Genomic DNA, 13,963 nt, shown 5'->3' with positions numbered 1-13,963 from the left:
TTACACCCGTTTTCCCGTGCAATGAAGGGCCGATCGGCCCGGAAGTGGAACGGCCCCGACTGCTACGTTTGCTGTGCCGAGCGACGAAACACCGCCTGCAACCGGCATGACCGGAAGGGATCAACCATGCTCTCAGACACTGCATCTCCCGTCATCAAGGCAACGCTGCCTGTAGTTGGCGAGCACATCGAGGAGATTGCCAAGCGGTTCTACAAGCACATGTTCGAGGCACGTCCGGACCTCCAGGACGGCCTCTTCAACCGGGGGAACCAGGCGGACGGCCGGCAGCAGCAGGCGTTGGCGGGGTCCATTGCCGCGTTCGCCGGGTTCCTGGTGGACAAACCCGATCAGCTGCCGGATCACCTGCTGTCCCGGATCGCGCACAAACACGTCTCGCTTGGCCTGAGCCCGGACCAGTACCAGGTGGTCCACGACCATCTGATGTGGTCCATTGTGGACGTGCTTGGCGATGCCGTGACACCCGACGTTGCAGCAGCCTGGGACGAGGTCTACTGGCTCATGGCCAACATGCTCATCAACAAGGAACGCGGCCTCTACAACGCCGTGCACCTCTCACCCGAAACGATCTGGCGGACCTGGCGGGTAGTCCGGCGGATCCAGGAAACCGACGACGTGGTCACCTTCATCGTGGAACGAACCGACGAGCGGGACGTCAAGCCCTCCCTGCCGGGGCAGTACGTCACCATCAAGATGCTGATGCACGACGGCGTGCACCAGCCCAGGCAATACAGCCTCACCAAGGCCGACGACGGCCATCACCGGCAGTTCGCAGTGAAGCGGGTCCATGGACTCCCCACGCCCGACGGCGAGATGTCCAACCTGCTCCACAACGAAATCCACGAGGGTGACGAGGTGGTCCTCTCGGCTCCATTCGGTGACGTGGTCCTCGAATACACGGACCGGCCGGTGGTCCTGGCCAGCGCCGGCATCGGCATTACTCCGATGGCCGGCATGCTGTCCCATCTGGTGAAGTCCGGCTCCCAGCGTCAGGTCATGCTCCTCCACGCGGATGACATGCCGGCGTCGTTCCCGCTGCGGGCCCAGGTCACCGAGGACCTCGCCAAGCTGGCCGACGGATCGTTGAACACCTGGTTCCTCGAACCGGGCGATGTACCGGCCGCACCGGGGTCCGAAAGTGCGCCGGCCTTCAAGGGGTTCATGGACGTCAATGCGGTGGAACTGCCGGACGACGCCGAATACTACCTGTGCGGCCCCCTCCCCTTCCTGAAGTCCGTCCGGAGTGCGCTGGTTGCCCGGGGCGTCCCGGCCAAGGACATCCAGTACGAAGTGTTCGGCCCGGATCTCTGGCTGGCCGACTTCCAATAGCCTGGAAGAGCACCTCAGCGGCGGGAGCGCCGCCTGGCAAAAACCAGCGCGGCACCGCCCAGCAGCAGGACGCCCGCGCCGACGCCGGCCGCAGTGAGCAGGCCGTCGGCTCCGGTGGCCGGCAGCTGACCCGACGCGCCCGCCGGGGTGATCGACGCCGGAACAATGACCGGTGCCGGGTCAACCACGAAGGTGAGGTTCACCGGCGCCGAGGCCACGCCGTCGACCGCCTGGCTGACCGTGAGCGTGTGGGTGCCGGCGGTAAGCCCGGCCGGAACCGGCGAGCTCCACGTGCCGTTCGCAGCGGTCTGCACGGCTGCTGCGCCGTCCACGGTGACGGTCACCGTCGCGCCGTCCAGCGCTGAACCGGTGATCCGCCGGGGAACCGCGTCGTGGGCGAAATGCTGGCCGTTCTGGATGTTGGCAACCGACGGCGACGGCGGCACTACCGTGAAAGTCCGGGTTGCCGCCGGGCTGTCGGCGACGCCCCCTGCGGTCTGCACGGCCGTGACGGTGAACGCGCCGAACTTTGCGGGGCCGGTGACCGGCACGGTCCAGGTGCCGTCGGGCCCCACCACCGCCTGCCCGGTGGCGTCGCCGGAGAGCACCACGCGGGCACCGGGGGTTCCGGTCCCTGCAATGTGCTCGAGTCCTGTGAGTGCGGCGGCTTCCCCGGGCGTCGAAATGACGGGTGCCGGCAGCTCGGCCGGCAGTACTGTGACGTCGAACGAGCTGGCGCCGGAGTGGCTGAAGCCGTTGACGGTTTCGGCGGTGAATTGCAGCCGGCCTGCCGAGGAGGGCGCGGTGAACTGCCACTGCCCCGAGCCGTCCACAGGGACGTCCATCGGCGCCTGCCCGGGCATGGTGATGCGCACCTTCGATCCGGCCGCAACGGCAGAGGCGGGCGCCGCCGCGACCTGTCCGGTGATGGGCTGGTCGAGAGCCACACCGGCGCCGTCGGCCGGGCTCGTGAGTGAGGGTTTGTTGAGGAACAGCTGGAGCTGGACGCCGGGAAGCCGGGTCATGGCGTCCTCCAGCGTGGTGGCCACGGCGAAGTTGTTGATCGGCTGGCCGGGGACCACCTGGTCTCCAGCGGAGTGTGTGCCGACGGCGAAGTTGCCGCTGATCCAGGGGCCGCCGGAGTCGCCGCCGCTGGACTGCACGGACGTGGAAAGGAACCCGCGGAAGGCCCGGAGGTCGGCCGGGTCCGGGGTGAACCCGCCCACGACGTAGATGCCCACCTCGTCCACCGTGCCGCAGGACCAGCCGGCGGTCCGGCCGGAGCGGCAGACCGCCTGCCCCGGGGACGGCGAGGCGGTTCCGATGATCTTCACGGCCGTGGATCCGGGATCCGTGGGTGCGTCCCAGCGGCTGGCTGCGGGCTGGACGTCGATGCCCGGCCGGATGCCTTCGATGACAGCGATATCGGTGCCCACGTTTCCGGGGTTGGCTTCGTCGCCGGTGATCCAGGAGTTGCCCGGGCCGCCGAACTGGCTGAAGCCAAGGGTGCCCAGCAGATTGTTTGCGGGTGATGCCGGACGCTCCACGTTTGCGGTGGAAACGGTGCCGTCTTCGGTGCAGTGGCCTGCGGTGAGGACCAGCGACTCACCGTCCGGGCTGTAGGCCCCGTAGCCGGCGGAGCAGATCACGCCGGTGTTGAGGACGTAGCCCTGCCCGCCGAAGAAGTCCTCCTCGGGCGCAAGCGGAGCGCCCTGCTCAAGCCGGACGTTGGTGTAGCGCGCCACGAATTCCGACGGCGAGGGCGAAGCCGCTGAGGTTCCGGACGCCACGGTGTTCGCCGGGGTGCCGCCGGCCTCAGGCTGGTTGGTGCCGCCGGTGCGGATCACAAAGCTGCCGTTGGCGTAGGCCACCGCCTGAAGGCCTTCGGCACCCACCTCGCGGACGTAGTCCTTGAACAGCTGGTCGGTGCTGGCTGCGACTCGTTCCGGGGCAGGCGGCGCAGACGGCGAGGGCGCGACGGGCTGCGCCGGCGGAGCAGACGGCGCGGATCCCGCAGTCGTCGTGGCAGCAACCATCACAAAATCGCCGGGTCCGGCCGCATTCAGTTCAGCCACCCGGGACTCAAGCTCCGGGCCGCTGCCTTCCACCAGGATCCGGCCGTCTTTCAAGCTGATTCCCACATAGCCGGGCAACGCACGTAAGGAGGCAACGGCGTCGGCCGCGCGTTTGCCCTGGTCACCGGCCGCGTTGAACTGTTCCAGCGTCATTCCCAGGTCGCGGAGAACAGCCTCCGTCAGGCCGGCGTCGCTGATGGCCGGGGTGGAACCGCCCGGGGCGGGCGCTGCCGTGGCAGGCGCCGACGTCGAAACGGGCGCAGACGTAGCTGCTGGCGCCGACACCGACGGATCGGGAACCGGCGCACCGGACTCCGCGACGGCAGGAACCGCCAGGAAGGTGGCGCCGAACGCCAAAGAGGCCGTTGCAGCCAGTCCCAGGGCGCGGTTGAACGGATGCCGGCCGGAATGATGCGTCAAGGTGTCCCCCATAGTGTGTTTACGTCGTCACCCTGCTTGCCAGCCGAGACTGGATGGCAGCCAACTCGGCCGGGGTGATCCCGTGCCGCAACAGGTAGTTTCTGGTGTTCAGCGCCCGGACGAATTCCAGCGCTCCGCCGCCGCGCTTCTCCAGCAGGGGCACCAAAGTGTCCTCGTCCAGGTAGCGCTCATGTTTGTGGGGCGGGCCGACCGTACGGTGGCGCTCATTGATGCCCCGCATGGCTGCCTGGTAGCCGGCCACGATCTCGTGGTCGCCGGCACCGGTGAGGTCCTGGAGCATGGCGGCGATCATTCCGCTGCGGTCCCGCCCGGCCGAGCAGTGGATCACCACACCGGCGGGGGCTGCTGCTACCGCTTTGAAGACGGCCACGAGTTTGTCCGGGAACAGCCGGGCGTTGGCCGCGTAGCAGGCCGGATCGTTCAGGTAGGGGAAGCATAATTCTTTGAACTCCGGGTGCTGCGGGTCCTCGGTGGGGGCGTGCACGACGTCGAACGCCGCCAGCACCTCGGCGCTCACCTCGGGGTCCGTGTCCCTCAGCCCTTGTTCCGAGGGGTTCCGGAGGTCAATCACGGTGCGGACGCCGTCGTCGTACGCCTGTTTCCAGCCTGACTCGGTGACCCATTCCCGGCGCCCCATCCGGAAAACGCTGCCGGAAATGCGCCAGGCATTCACGGCTCCGTCCCAGTTCACGGGCTGTCCAGGCTGTTCCATCCAGACAGCTAATCACAGACCCCCGACATCCGGCACGGGTAACGGCCGAAGATTGGAGTAGCCCCCGGCAATAAACAGGTACTCCGGCCCGTATCCGGTGGCCGGGCGGCGGCGTACCCTTGGGCGTACTTGCGGCCTGGCCGCGGCCCGTGGCTCCGCAGCCCCGGTGCACAGTTCAGAACAAAGGGGAAACTGATGAGTGACCGGATTTTACGACGGCGGCGCGCGGCATTCGCGGCCGGTTTGGCAACACTGGCACTGGCCACGGGGCTGGCGGTGCCGGCCGGGGCGGCACCTGCCGGAGGACTTGATTACATCGCCGTCGGTGACTCCTACACTGCGGGGACCGGCGCCGGAGAAGCGGACAAACCGGATGATGCGACGTGCTGGCAGAGCACCCCCGGGTACGTTACCGACGTCGACAAAACAGGCCGGGTGTCCCTGGTGGTCAATGCCGCCTGCCACGGGGCACTCCTTTTTTCGGGCGATGACCCGCTCCAACAACAAATTAGCGTCCAGGCCCAGCTCACGGGCCTCATCGGCGCAGGGAAACTGAATCCGTCCACCGGAATCGTCACCATCACCGCCGGTGCCAACGACGCCGGAGTAAGCCAGGTGCTGGGCGCCTGCGCCGCCTACGGCGTTGAAGTGTGCGCCAACGCCGTCTCGGCCTCCGAAGGCGGGATGAGTCAGGTGGGTGCGGTGCTCGCGAATGTCTACGGCCAGATCCACACGGTGGCTCCGTCCGCGAAGATCGCTGTCTTGGGCTACCCCAGGCTGTTCGAGCCGGCGGACGGGAATCCGTACTTCTCCGCGGACGAACAGCGTCTGATCAACCGGGCCACGGACAAACTCAATGCCGCAATCGCCACGGCAGTCTCCAGTGCCAATGCCTACGGGGCGAACGCGCAGTTTGTCGACGTCACAGCGAGGTTCGCCGGGCACGCCGTGAACTCGACCGCCCCGTGGATCGCGTACAACAGCGGGAATCCTCTGGCTGACTCCAACTTCCACCCGACGCCCACCGGGCACCGGGCCTATGCCACGGCCGTGATGAACGAGGTTAAGCCGGGCACCTTGGCGAGGTAGGGTCCGGACCGCGTGGGCCAAGGCTCCCCGATCCGGGCGCCCTGGCCCTAGCGCTGCTTGGCCAGCCTGAACTCCAGGCTGGCCCGGACCATGGGCCACTCGTGCTCCAGGATCGAGAACACCACGGTGTCCCGGAGCTGCCCGTCCGCGGTCCGGGTGTGGCTGCGGAGCACGCCGTCCTGCTTGGCTCCAAGCCGGGCAATCGCTTCGCGGGACTGGTGGTTCAGCCAGTGCGTCCGGAACTCGACGGCGGGGCAGCCCAGCGTTTCGAAGGCGTGCCGCAGGAGCAGGAGCTTGGAGTCCGGGTTGGTCCCGGTGCCGTGCGACGAAGCCGCATTCCAGGTGGACCCGATCTCCACGCGGGGAGTGGCGGCGTCGATATTCATGTACGTGGTCATCCCGATCACCCGGCCGGGACGGCCGGTGGCCGGGTCGATCAGGCGCGTGGTGAACGGCAGCATGGACCCCTGCTCCTGGAGGCCCAGCCGGCGGTCGATCTCTGCAGCCATGCCCTGCGGGGTGGGCACGCTGGTGTACCAGAGCTTCCAGAGCTCACCGTCGCGGGCAGCGTCCACCAGGCCGTCCTGGTGCGCGTGGCTCAGCGGCTCGAGGACGACGTGCCGACCGGTCAGTGTGATGGGTTCGATGGAAGTCACCGCACCATCCTAGGGGGCAACGGCTAGGCTGTCGGCATGATCACAGTAGCCGGATCCGTCAGCTCTCCCCTCGGGGCAGAGGAAGCCTTCACCTACCTGTCAGCGTTCGAGAACACCGCCGAATGGGATCCCGGGACCCCTGTGGTGAAGAAGCTCTCCGAGGGCCCTGTTGCCGTGGGCCACCGGTACCACGCCGAAGCCGAATTCCGGGGAAAGCGGCAGACGCTCATCTATGAGGTGGTGGAGCTGAGCCGGAACCACATCAAGCTGCGGGGCGAAAACAAAACGGTGATTTCCGAGGACTCCATCGACGTCTCGCCGGACGGGACCGGCTCCACCGTGAAGTACACGGCGGAGTTCCAGCTCAAGGGCGCCCTCAGGATCACCGAACCGTTCATGAAGCCGGCGTTCATGTCACTCCGGGACCCGGCCCTGAACGGCCTGAAGTCCGCGCTCGACGCGCGGGCCGGGCGCTAGCCGGCCCACCGCCGTCGGGCGCTAGCCGGCCCACCGCCGTCGGACTCTAGGCCGGCCAGTCGAAGAAGCCCTTGCCGGTCTTCCGTCCGAGTTCGCCGCGGGCCACTTTGTCGCGCAGGATCTGCGGCGGCGCGAAGCGCTCCCCCAGGGTCGACTGCAGGTATTCCGCGATGCCCAGCCGGACGTCCAGGCCCACGATGTCCGTGGTCCGCAGCGGCCCGGTGGGGTGCTTGTAGCCCAGCACCATGGCGTTGTCGATGTCCTCTGCGGACGCGACACCTTCCTCCACCATGCGCATCGCTTCCAGGGCGATGGCCACGCCCAGGCGTGAGGAGGCAAAACCGGGCGCATCATTGACGACGACGGCGGTCTTGCCGAGCGCCTCGACCCACCTTTTCGCTGCGGTAGCCAGCTCGGGTGACGTCCGTTCGCCGAGCACCACTTCGATCAGCGTGGACGCCGGCACCGGGTTGAAGAAGTGCAGGCCCAGGAAGTTGCCCGGACGCTTCAGTTCCTTGGCCAGTCCGTTGACGGACAGCGAGGACGTATTGGAGGCCAGGTAGGCGTCTGCGGCGAGGCGCTCCTCGATGCCGCGCAGGGATGCCACTTTCAGGTCCCAGTCCTCCGGAACGGCTTCCACCACCAGCTGGCGGTCCTTGAAGTCGTCGTAGTCAACGGTCACGGAGAGCCGGGAAACCATCTCGTCCAGGTTGCCGTCTGTGGCGCCGCGCTCGATGCTCTTGGCGGCCGCGGACTCCACGCGTTCCCGGGCAGCTTCGGCCGAGGCTTCGTCCCGCTCCACCACCAGGACGTCGGCTCCGTTGATCAGGAAGGCGTGGGCGATGCCCGCCCCCATCCGGCCGCCGCCGAGGACGCCGACAGTAGCGGGAAGCCCCGCCGGAAGTACGGAATTGCCCATGGTTACTTCGTCCCGTCTGATTGGTCTGAATTCTTGGCTGTCTTCTTGTCAGTCTTCTTGTCCAAGAAGGCCTGCATGCGATCGAACTTCGCCTGGGACTCGAAGAGGATCCCCTGCGCCAGCTGGTCGATCAGCGGGTGCGCCTCGGCCGGAGCGTGGAACACGGACTTGGTGATCCGCACGGCCAGCGGATCCTGCCGCGCAATACGGTCGGCGAGGCTGTGGGCGCCGTCCATCAGGACCGGTGCCTCGTGGATCTCAGTGATGAGGTTGACGGCAAGGGCCTGCTCGGCGCGCAGCACCAGGCCGGCCAGCAGGATCTGCTTGGCGACGGGTTCGCCCACCAGCTCCTTGAGCCGCCAGCTGGCGCCCGCCGCGGCGAGGATGCCCAGGCCGGTCTCGGGATTGCCGATGCGGACGCTGGGTGTGCCGATCCGGAAGTCCGCGGCGTAGGCGAGTTCCGCGCCACCACCCAGGCAGTAGCCGTCCAGGGCCGCAATGACGGGCATGGGCAGCTTGGCGATCCGGACGAAGATCGTGGAATTGATGCCCTGGAGGGCGTCGTCCCGGCGCCGTTCCCGCAGCTGGGCGATGTCCGCACCCGAGGCGAAGACACCGTCCACGCCCGCAATGATGAGTACCTTGGGGTTCTGCTCCAGCGCGGCGCACACGGCATGGAGTTCGTCCACCATCTGCTGGTCGATCGCGTTCCGGACTTCGGGGCGGTTGAGGAGCACCACCACGCGGTCCTCACGCTCCTCGACCAGGAGGGTTTTGAAGTCCAGGGTGCCCAGGCCGCGGGTGCTCAAGTGCCCGTTCGCGCTTTCCGGGGCCGCCATTACACGCGCTCCAGCAGCATCGCGGTGCCCTGGCCGACGCCGATGCACATGGTGGCCAGGCCCATCCTGGCGTCCTCGCGTTCCATCCGGCCCAGCAGGGTGATGGCGATCCGTGAGCCGCTGGAACCGAGCGGGTGCCCCAGGCTGATGGCGCCGCCGTCGCGGTTAACAATCTCCGGGTCCAGGCCGAGCCGCCGCATGCTGGCGAGCGACTGGGTGGCAAAGGCTTCGTTGAGTTCGACCGCGCCGAGGTCGCCCACACTGTACCCGCTGCGCTTGAGGACTTTCTGCGTGGCCGGGACAGGCCCGATACCCATGATCTCGGGTTCGCAGCCGGCGGAGGCGCCGTCCACGATGCGGGCCCGGGGCGTGAGGCCGAGCCTTTCGATGGCCGCTTCGGAGGCCACGATGATCGCTGAGGCGCCGTCGTTCAGCGTGGAGGAGTTGCCGGCGGTGACGATCGAGCCGCCCTTGACCACGGGGCGGAGCCCGGCGAGCACGTCCATGGTGGTGCCGGCGCGGGGGCCTTCGTCGGTGTCCACTACCGTTTCGCCCTTGCGGGTCTTGACCGTCACCGGGACGATTTCGTCCTTGAACCGGCCGGCCGCGATGGCCGCGAGGGAGCGTTCGTGCGAGCGGACGGCGAAGGCGTCGGCGTCTTCGCGGGAGATGCCGTCCACGCGGCCCACTTCCTCTGCCGTTTCCGGCATGGAGTAGGTCATCTTGCCGTCGCGGGACAGCTCGCCCTTCTGGAACAGCGGATTGGCGAAGCGCCAGCCGATGGAGGTGTCGAAGATGGCGCCGGGCTTCGCGAAGGCGGTCTGCGGCTTTTCCTGCACCCAGGGGGCACGGCTCATCGACTCGACGCCGCCGGCGATCACGATGTCAGCTGCACCGGACTTGATCATCTGGCTGGCCATGATGATGGCGCTCAGGCCGGAGGCGCACAGCCGGTTGACGGTGATGCCGGGGATGTGGAGGGGCAGGCCTGCCAGCAGGGTGGCCATGCGGGCCACGTTGCGGTTTTCCTCGCCGGCGCCGTTGGCGTTGCCGAGGATCACCTCGTCGATGGAATCGGGGTCAAGGCCTGCGCGGGTGACGGCCTCGCGGACCACGAGGGCGGCGAGGTCATCCGGGCGGACCGCGGAGAGCGCTCCTCCGTAACGGCCCACCGGTGTCCGGGCACCGCCCACCAGAAATGCCTGCGGTCCTGCTACTGCTGAGGCCATGGAAACACCCTTCACGCGATTAACGGCAATGTCATCTGCGGCGGCAAGAGCTCGGGGCCTAATTTACCGACCGTTCGTTCTATAAAGATTACACTGCGGCCGCAAGGGGTCAACCGGGTTACGCAGGAACCCGCCAGCCGCCAGTCTGGAGGCTAGAGGACAGTGATGCCGAGATGGGCTGCCAGGAGCGGTGCCAGCAGGCTCAGCTGGTAGTCGTCGATCACCACGCCGGCCAGGCTCTCGAGTCCACTGATGGTGCGGAAGTCAGTGCCGCGCAGGTCGAAGTCCTTGAACTTCGCACCGGCCAGGTCCAGGGTGCCGATGGTGCAGTTCTTCAGGGCCACGCGTGTACCCGTCACGGAGCCAAGGTCCAGCTCGTTGATGATGCAGTCGCTGATCTGCACGTCCGTCAGCCTTGAGCCGCGGAGGTTGACGTAGTCCAGCTTGCCGCCGTCGATCCGCACCGACGTCCAGCCGCTCTCGTACAGTTCCGCCGAACCCCACCGTGGATTGCTGATCTCGACGTCGCGGAGCGTGGCCCGCGCGGCGGTAAACACGGGGGCGTAGACGTCGACCAGGACGCAGTCCCGGAAGGTGGCGCCGCGGAGCTGTGTTTCGTTGAAGGAGGCGCCCTCGAATTCACACTCGGCGAAGTCCGTGCCGCTCAGCTCGAGTCCGTCGGCGTCAGCGCGGCTGAACCTGACGCCGTCGTACCTTTCGCCGCGCTGGAAATCCGGGGACGGCTCATCGCGGAGCTCCTCAAGCCGGACCGGCGAGAGCCTCGGCGCCGTCACCTTGGGCGCTCTTCCTGCGGTACCACTTCCTGCGGCGGGCCTGCCCGCCATCAGAGGGACTCGGCCTTCGCAGCAATCTCGGACAGGTCCCTGGCCAGCATTTTCCTGGTCATGCTCATGCCGATCCTGCCGAAGAGGGCCATCATGACTTTGCTCAGGAGCGTGGGCTTGACCACCTCGGCGCCGAAGGTCAAAGTCAGGTCCGTCCCGCCGTCGCGCTCGGCAAGAATGAACCGCGTGGTGTAGTCCGCGCCGCCCTGGAGCGCCTTGACGGTTGTGGTGCCGGCCCTGGCGGCCGACGGCGGTTCGGCCTGGGACACCCACATTTCCACGGTTTCGGCCCGGCCCATCATGGTGCGGGTTTCCTTCCATCGGGTGCCTTCGCCATATCCGCCCTCGCTGAGCATCTGGACGGAGTCGACTCCGGAGAGGGTGGCGGCGGAGCCCGGGATGTCCGAGATCACGGCCCACACCTTGTCCGGGCTGGCGTTGACGTGACGGGCGAGGGTGGTCTTGTGGTCCATGCCCCGAGCCTATCCGGCAGCGCCGACAACCGTCACGGCACGACGCCGGATGGACCTTGCCTAACTCATGGACTTATTCCTTGAATTAGTAAGCATGCTTTGTGTTATGGTGAAACCGCTTAGTTTTTTTACCGGCAACGAGAGGTGGAATACACCATGGGTATCGGCGACAAAATTCAGAACGAAGCAGAGCACCTCGGCGGCAAGGCCAAGGAAGCGGCCGGCAACGCCACGGACAATGACCGTCTGCGCGCAGAGGGTCAGAAGGACCAGGTTGTTGCTGACGCCAAGAAAGTTGGCGAAAACGTGAAGGACGAGTTCAAAAGAGACTAGAGCATCCCAGGCGGTGGCTTCGGCCGCTGCCACGGGCAACGCGGCGGGCATTCCTTTGGGGGATGCCCGCCGTTTTTTGTGAGATTCTCGGGTGGACAGCAACCGCCAACGGAAGGTCCGCCCCATGACGATCATCGACCTCAGCGGCGCGGGCACCCCCGCGGGCACCCCTCACGGCGGAGCATCCGCCGTCGGCTCCGCCAACCTGCGCGGCTACCTTGCGGAGCCATCCGGGACAGGGCCGTTTCCGGCCGTCCTGATGATCCATGAGGCATTCGGCCTCAACGACATCTCGCGGCGCCAGGCGGACCGGCTGGCAGCCGCCGGGTACCTGACCCTGGCGGTGGACCTCTTCAGCGACGGCGGACCGCGGCGCTGCCTGGTCTCCACCATGCGCTCGCTCCTGTCCGGCTCGGGTAAGGCCTTCGCGGACCTCGCCGCAGCGCGGGACTGGCTGGAGGAATCGGGGCGCACCAACGGCAAGATCGGCGTCATCGGCTTCTGCATGGGCGGCGGCTTCGCACTGCTGATCGCCAAGGACGGTTTCGACGCCGCGGCCGTCAATTACGGCAGGCTGCCCAGGAACCCGGAGGAAGCGCTACTCGGCGCCTGTCCCGTGGTGGGCAATTTCGGCAAGGCGGACCGCTCCCTGCCTGGCGCCGCTGCGAAACTGGAAACCGCGCTGGACAAGCTGGGCATCGAGCACGACATCAAGGAATTCGACGGCGCCGGACACGCGTTCATGAACGACGCCGAGGAAGGACCCCGCGTGCTGCGCCCGCTCTTCCGCGTCATGGGCGTCAAGCCGGACCCGGAAGCGGCGGCGGAGGCCTGGCAGCGGATCGAAGACCACTTCGCCCGGCACCTTAAGGCCTGACCACTCAGCGCGAACGGACAGTTATGGCCCTGCACCAGGGGCTCAAGTGTCCGCTCGCGCTCCTCCGGGGGCCTCAAGTGTCCGCTCGCGCTTCCCCCGGGCGCTCAAAAGACGGGGACGACGACGGCGGCCGCCTTGGAAGGTGACCGCCGCCGTCGTCGTACTGCTTGGGTGAAAAGCGTTAGCTGAAGAGCTCGCTCTTCGGTTCGTTGTTCCGGACCTTCTGCCAGCCGAGCCACAGCACCAGGGCGAAGAACGGGATGGTGGCCAGGGTCCAGAGGCCCAGGTGGAAGACCTCGCCGGACTTGCTGGTCATGGTGTCGAAGCCGATCAGCACCGTGATGGCCAGCAGGGCAACCAGGCCGGCCCAGCTGCTCCAGGTTCCGCCGGGCGCGGGCAGGGAGGAGACCTTGCCCTTTTTCTTGCGCAGCGCGATCTGGCTGGCGAAGATGGCGCCCCACGTGAAGATCACGCCGATCGAGGCGGAGTTGAGGGCAAGGTCGAACGCGTGCGAGCCGCCCAGCCAGATGTTCAGCAGGATCCCGACGAGGTACACGGCGCCGATGGCCAGGATGGCGGCGTACGGCACGTGGCTCTTGGACATCCGGGTCAGCCATTCCGGGGCGTGGCCGTTGTTGGCCATGGTGCGGAAGATCCGGCCGATCGAGTACAGGCCCGAGTTGCAGGAGGACAGTGCGGCGGTGATGACGATCATGTTCATGACGTCGCCCATCCAGCCCAGGCCCATCTGGCCGAACACGGTGACGAACGGCGAGGTGCCGGCCACGTACTGGTCAGACGGCAGCAGCATGGCCAGCAGCGTCACGGAACCGACGTAGAACACCACGATGCGGAACACGACGGCGCGGATCGCCTTGGGCACTTCCTTGGCGGGGTCCTGCATTTCGCCGGCCGTAATGCCGACGAGCTCGATGCCGTTGTAGGCGAAGATCACGGCGTTCAGGACCAGGATCATGACGAGTGCACCCTTGGGGAACATTCCGCCTTCGGCCGCGAAGAGGTTGTTGACCGATGCGTGGCCGTCGCCCACCTGGGCGTTGGTAACCACCATGAAGGTGCCCACTGCCAGGAAGATCACGATGGCGCCGACCTTGAGGCAGGAGGCCCAGAATTCGAATTCGCCGAACGCCTTGACGCTCAGGAGGTTGACGCCCACCAGCAGCAGCAGTGCTGCGATGGCCGACAGTTCAACGGGCACGTTGGGGAAGAAGAACTGGAAGTACAGTCCGATCGCGATGAGCTCGGCGATGCCGGTCATGGCCCAGTTGATGAAGTACATCCAGCCGGACAGGTACGCGCCCTTCTTGCCGAACATTTCGCCGGCGTAGCTGACGAAGGAACCCGACGTCTGGCGGTACATGATGAGTTCGCCGAGCGCGCGCATCAGCAGGTACGCGATGACGCCGGCAATGGCGTAGGAGAAGATCAGCGCGGGGCCGGTGGAGGCCAGGCGTCCGCCGGCACCCATGAAGAGGCCGACGCCGATGGCGCCGCCCATGGCGATCATGGTGACCTGGCGGCCGCTCAGGGACTTCTTGTAGCCCTCGGCGCTGAGGGTGGAGTCGACGACGGCGGATTGCGCCGGCGGGCTCACGAGTTCTGTGGGGGTACTTTGTGGCACAACTGTTCC

Annotated in this window: 14 protein-coding genes; 5 read left to right on the top strand and 9 right to left on the bottom strand. The window is 67.0% G+C overall.

What is annotated here, in order from left to right; genetic code table 11:
• Positions 1–126 precede the first annotated feature (126 nt).
• Positions 127–1,347 carry a globin domain-containing protein gene (locus BS38_RS0106255; RefSeq protein ID WP_028270024.1) on the top strand — a complete coding sequence of 407 codons (1,221 nt, stop codon included), beginning with the start codon at positions 127–129 and terminating at the stop codon, positions 1,345–1,347.
• A gap of 14 nt (positions 1,348–1,361) precedes the next feature.
• Here BS38_RS0106255 and BS38_RS0106250 read toward each other — a convergent pair whose 3' ends face one another.
• The gene (locus BS38_RS0106250; protein WP_028270023.1) at positions 1,362–3,842 is read right to left on the bottom strand and encodes a trypsin-like serine protease; all 2,481 of its coding nucleotides are present in this window, start codon (positions 3,840–3,842) and stop codon (positions 1,362–1,364) included.
• 19 nt (positions 3,843–3,861) lie between these two features.
• Complete coding sequence (locus BS38_RS0106245; protein ID WP_028270022.1) at positions 3,862–4,575, bottom strand: tyrosine-protein phosphatase; 714 nt, start codon at positions 4,573–4,575, stop codon at positions 3,862–3,864.
• Positions 4,576–4,770: 195 nt separating this feature from the next.
• On the opposite strand from BS38_RS0106245, the gene BS38_RS0106240 reads away from it, so the two are divergent.
• On the top strand, positions 4,771–5,664 hold the full coding sequence (locus BS38_RS0106240) for an SGNH/GDSL hydrolase family protein (RefSeq protein ID WP_028270021.1): 894 nt from the start codon (positions 4,771–4,773) through the stop codon (positions 5,662–5,664).
• A gap of 47 nt (positions 5,665–5,711) precedes the next feature.
• On the opposite strand, the gene BS38_RS0106235 is transcribed toward BS38_RS0106240, so the two are convergent.
• On the bottom strand, positions 5,712–6,320 hold the full coding sequence (locus BS38_RS0106235) for a GNAT family N-acetyltransferase (protein WP_028270020.1): 609 nt from the start codon (positions 6,318–6,320) through the stop codon (positions 5,712–5,714).
• A 36-nt stretch (positions 6,321–6,356) separates the two neighbouring features.
• Here BS38_RS0106235 and BS38_RS0106230 point away from each other — a divergent pair, with 36 nt between their 5' ends.
• Complete coding sequence (locus BS38_RS0106230; RefSeq protein WP_028270019.1) at positions 6,357–6,797, top strand: SRPBCC family protein; 441 nt, start codon at positions 6,357–6,359, stop codon at positions 6,795–6,797.
• A 46-nt stretch (positions 6,798–6,843) separates the two neighbouring features.
• On the opposite strand, the gene BS38_RS0106225 is transcribed toward BS38_RS0106230, so the two are convergent.
• The 5 genes from BS38_RS0106225 to BS38_RS0106205 all read right to left on the bottom strand — a co-directional run bounded on the left by BS38_RS0106225 (position 6,844) and on the right by BS38_RS0106205 (position 11,102).
• Positions 6,844–7,716: a 3-hydroxyacyl-CoA dehydrogenase family protein gene (locus BS38_RS0106225; RefSeq protein ID WP_028270018.1), complete on the bottom strand. Its 873-nt coding sequence runs from the start codon at positions 7,714–7,716 to the stop codon at positions 6,844–6,846.
• Between the two features lie 2 nt (positions 7,717–7,718).
• Positions 7,719–8,555 (bottom strand): enoyl-CoA hydratase/isomerase family protein, encoded by an 837-nt coding sequence (locus BS38_RS0106220; protein WP_028270017.1) that lies wholly within the window; start codon positions 8,553–8,555, stop codon positions 7,719–7,721.
• Positions 8,555–9,784: a thiolase family protein gene (locus BS38_RS0106215; protein ID WP_028270016.1), complete on the bottom strand. Its 1,230-nt coding sequence runs from the start codon at positions 9,782–9,784 to the stop codon at positions 8,555–8,557. Before BS38_RS0106215 ends, BS38_RS0106220 begins: the two co-directional genes overlap by 1 nt.
• 152 nt (positions 9,785–9,936) lie before the next feature.
• Entirely contained in the window at positions 9,937–10,629 is a 693-nt protein-coding gene (locus BS38_RS0106210; protein WP_028270015.1) for a pentapeptide repeat-containing protein, read from the bottom strand.
• Positions 10,629–11,102, bottom strand: a complete 474-nt coding sequence (locus BS38_RS0106205) for an SRPBCC family protein (protein ID WP_028270014.1) — start codon at positions 11,100–11,102, stop codon at positions 10,629–10,631. The genes BS38_RS0106210 and BS38_RS0106205 overlap by 1 nt, the downstream gene beginning before the upstream one ends.
• A 156-nt stretch (positions 11,103–11,258) precedes the next feature.
• On the opposite strand from BS38_RS0106205, the gene BS38_RS24530 reads away from it, so the two are divergent.
• Together BS38_RS24530 and BS38_RS0106195 are read left to right on the top strand one after the other, a co-directional pair.
• Positions 11,259–11,435 (top strand): CsbD family protein, encoded by a 177-nt coding sequence (locus BS38_RS24530; RefSeq protein WP_011693098.1) that lies wholly within the window; start codon positions 11,259–11,261, stop codon positions 11,433–11,435.
• A gap of 124 nt (positions 11,436–11,559) precedes the next feature.
• Positions 11,560–12,312 carry a dienelactone hydrolase family protein gene (locus BS38_RS0106195; RefSeq protein ID WP_028270013.1) on the top strand — a complete coding sequence of 251 codons (753 nt, stop codon included), beginning with the start codon at positions 11,560–11,562 and terminating at the stop codon, positions 12,310–12,312.
• A gap of 181 nt (positions 12,313–12,493) precedes the next feature.
• Here the strand turns inward: BS38_RS0106195 and BS38_RS0106190 are convergent, their stop codons facing one another.
• Complete coding sequence (locus tag BS38_RS0106190) at positions 12,494–13,954, bottom strand: amino acid permease (RefSeq protein WP_028270012.1); 1,461 nt, start codon at positions 13,952–13,954, stop codon at positions 12,494–12,496.
• Positions 13,955–13,963: the final 9 nt, after the last annotated feature.

The sequence above is a fragment of the Arthrobacter sp. UNC362MFTsu5.1 genome (assembly GCF_000685965.1).
Taxonomy (GTDB): Bacteria; Actinomycetota; Actinomycetes; order Actinomycetales; family Micrococcaceae; genus Arthrobacter.
The sequence above is the reverse complement of the archived record's forward strand: the minus strand, read 5'-3'. Positions and strand labels throughout refer to the sequence as shown.

Coding starts and splice junctions, on each gene's coding strand:
- BS38_RS0106255 (WP_028270024.1), top strand. CDS start 127: ATGCTCTCAGACACTGCATCTCCCGTCATCAAGGCAACGCTGCCTGTA.
- BS38_RS0106245 (WP_028270022.1), bottom strand. CDS start 4,575: ATGGAACAGCCTGGACAGCCCGTGAACTGGGACGGAGCCGTGAATGCC.
- BS38_RS0106240 (WP_028270021.1), top strand. CDS start 4,771: ATGAGTGACCGGATTTTACGACGGCGGCGCGCGGCATTCGCGGCCGGT.
- BS38_RS0106230 (WP_028270019.1), top strand. CDS start 6,357: ATGATCACAGTAGCCGGATCCGTCAGCTCTCCCCTCGGGGCAGAGGAA.
- BS38_RS0106225 (WP_028270018.1), bottom strand. CDS start 7,716: ATGGGCAATTCCGTACTTCCGGCGGGGCTTCCCGCTACTGTCGGCGTC.
- BS38_RS0106220 (WP_028270017.1), bottom strand. CDS start 8,555: ATGGCGGCCCCGGAAAGCGCGAACGGGCACTTGAGCACCCGCGGCCTG.
- BS38_RS0106215 (WP_028270016.1), bottom strand. CDS start 9,784: ATGGCCTCAGCAGTAGCAGGACCGCAGGCATTTCTGGTGGGCGGTGCC.
- BS38_RS0106210 (WP_028270015.1), bottom strand. CDS start 10,629: ATGGCGGGCAGGCCCGCCGCAGGAAGTGGTACCGCAGGAAGAGCGCCC.
- BS38_RS0106205 (WP_028270014.1), bottom strand. CDS start 11,102: ATGGACCACAAGACCACCCTCGCCCGTCACGTCAACGCCAGCCCGGAC.
- BS38_RS24530 (WP_011693098.1), top strand. CDS start 11,259: ATGGGTATCGGCGACAAAATTCAGAACGAAGCAGAGCACCTCGGCGGC.
- BS38_RS0106195 (WP_028270013.1), top strand. CDS start 11,560: ATGACGATCATCGACCTCAGCGGCGCGGGCACCCCCGCGGGCACCCCT.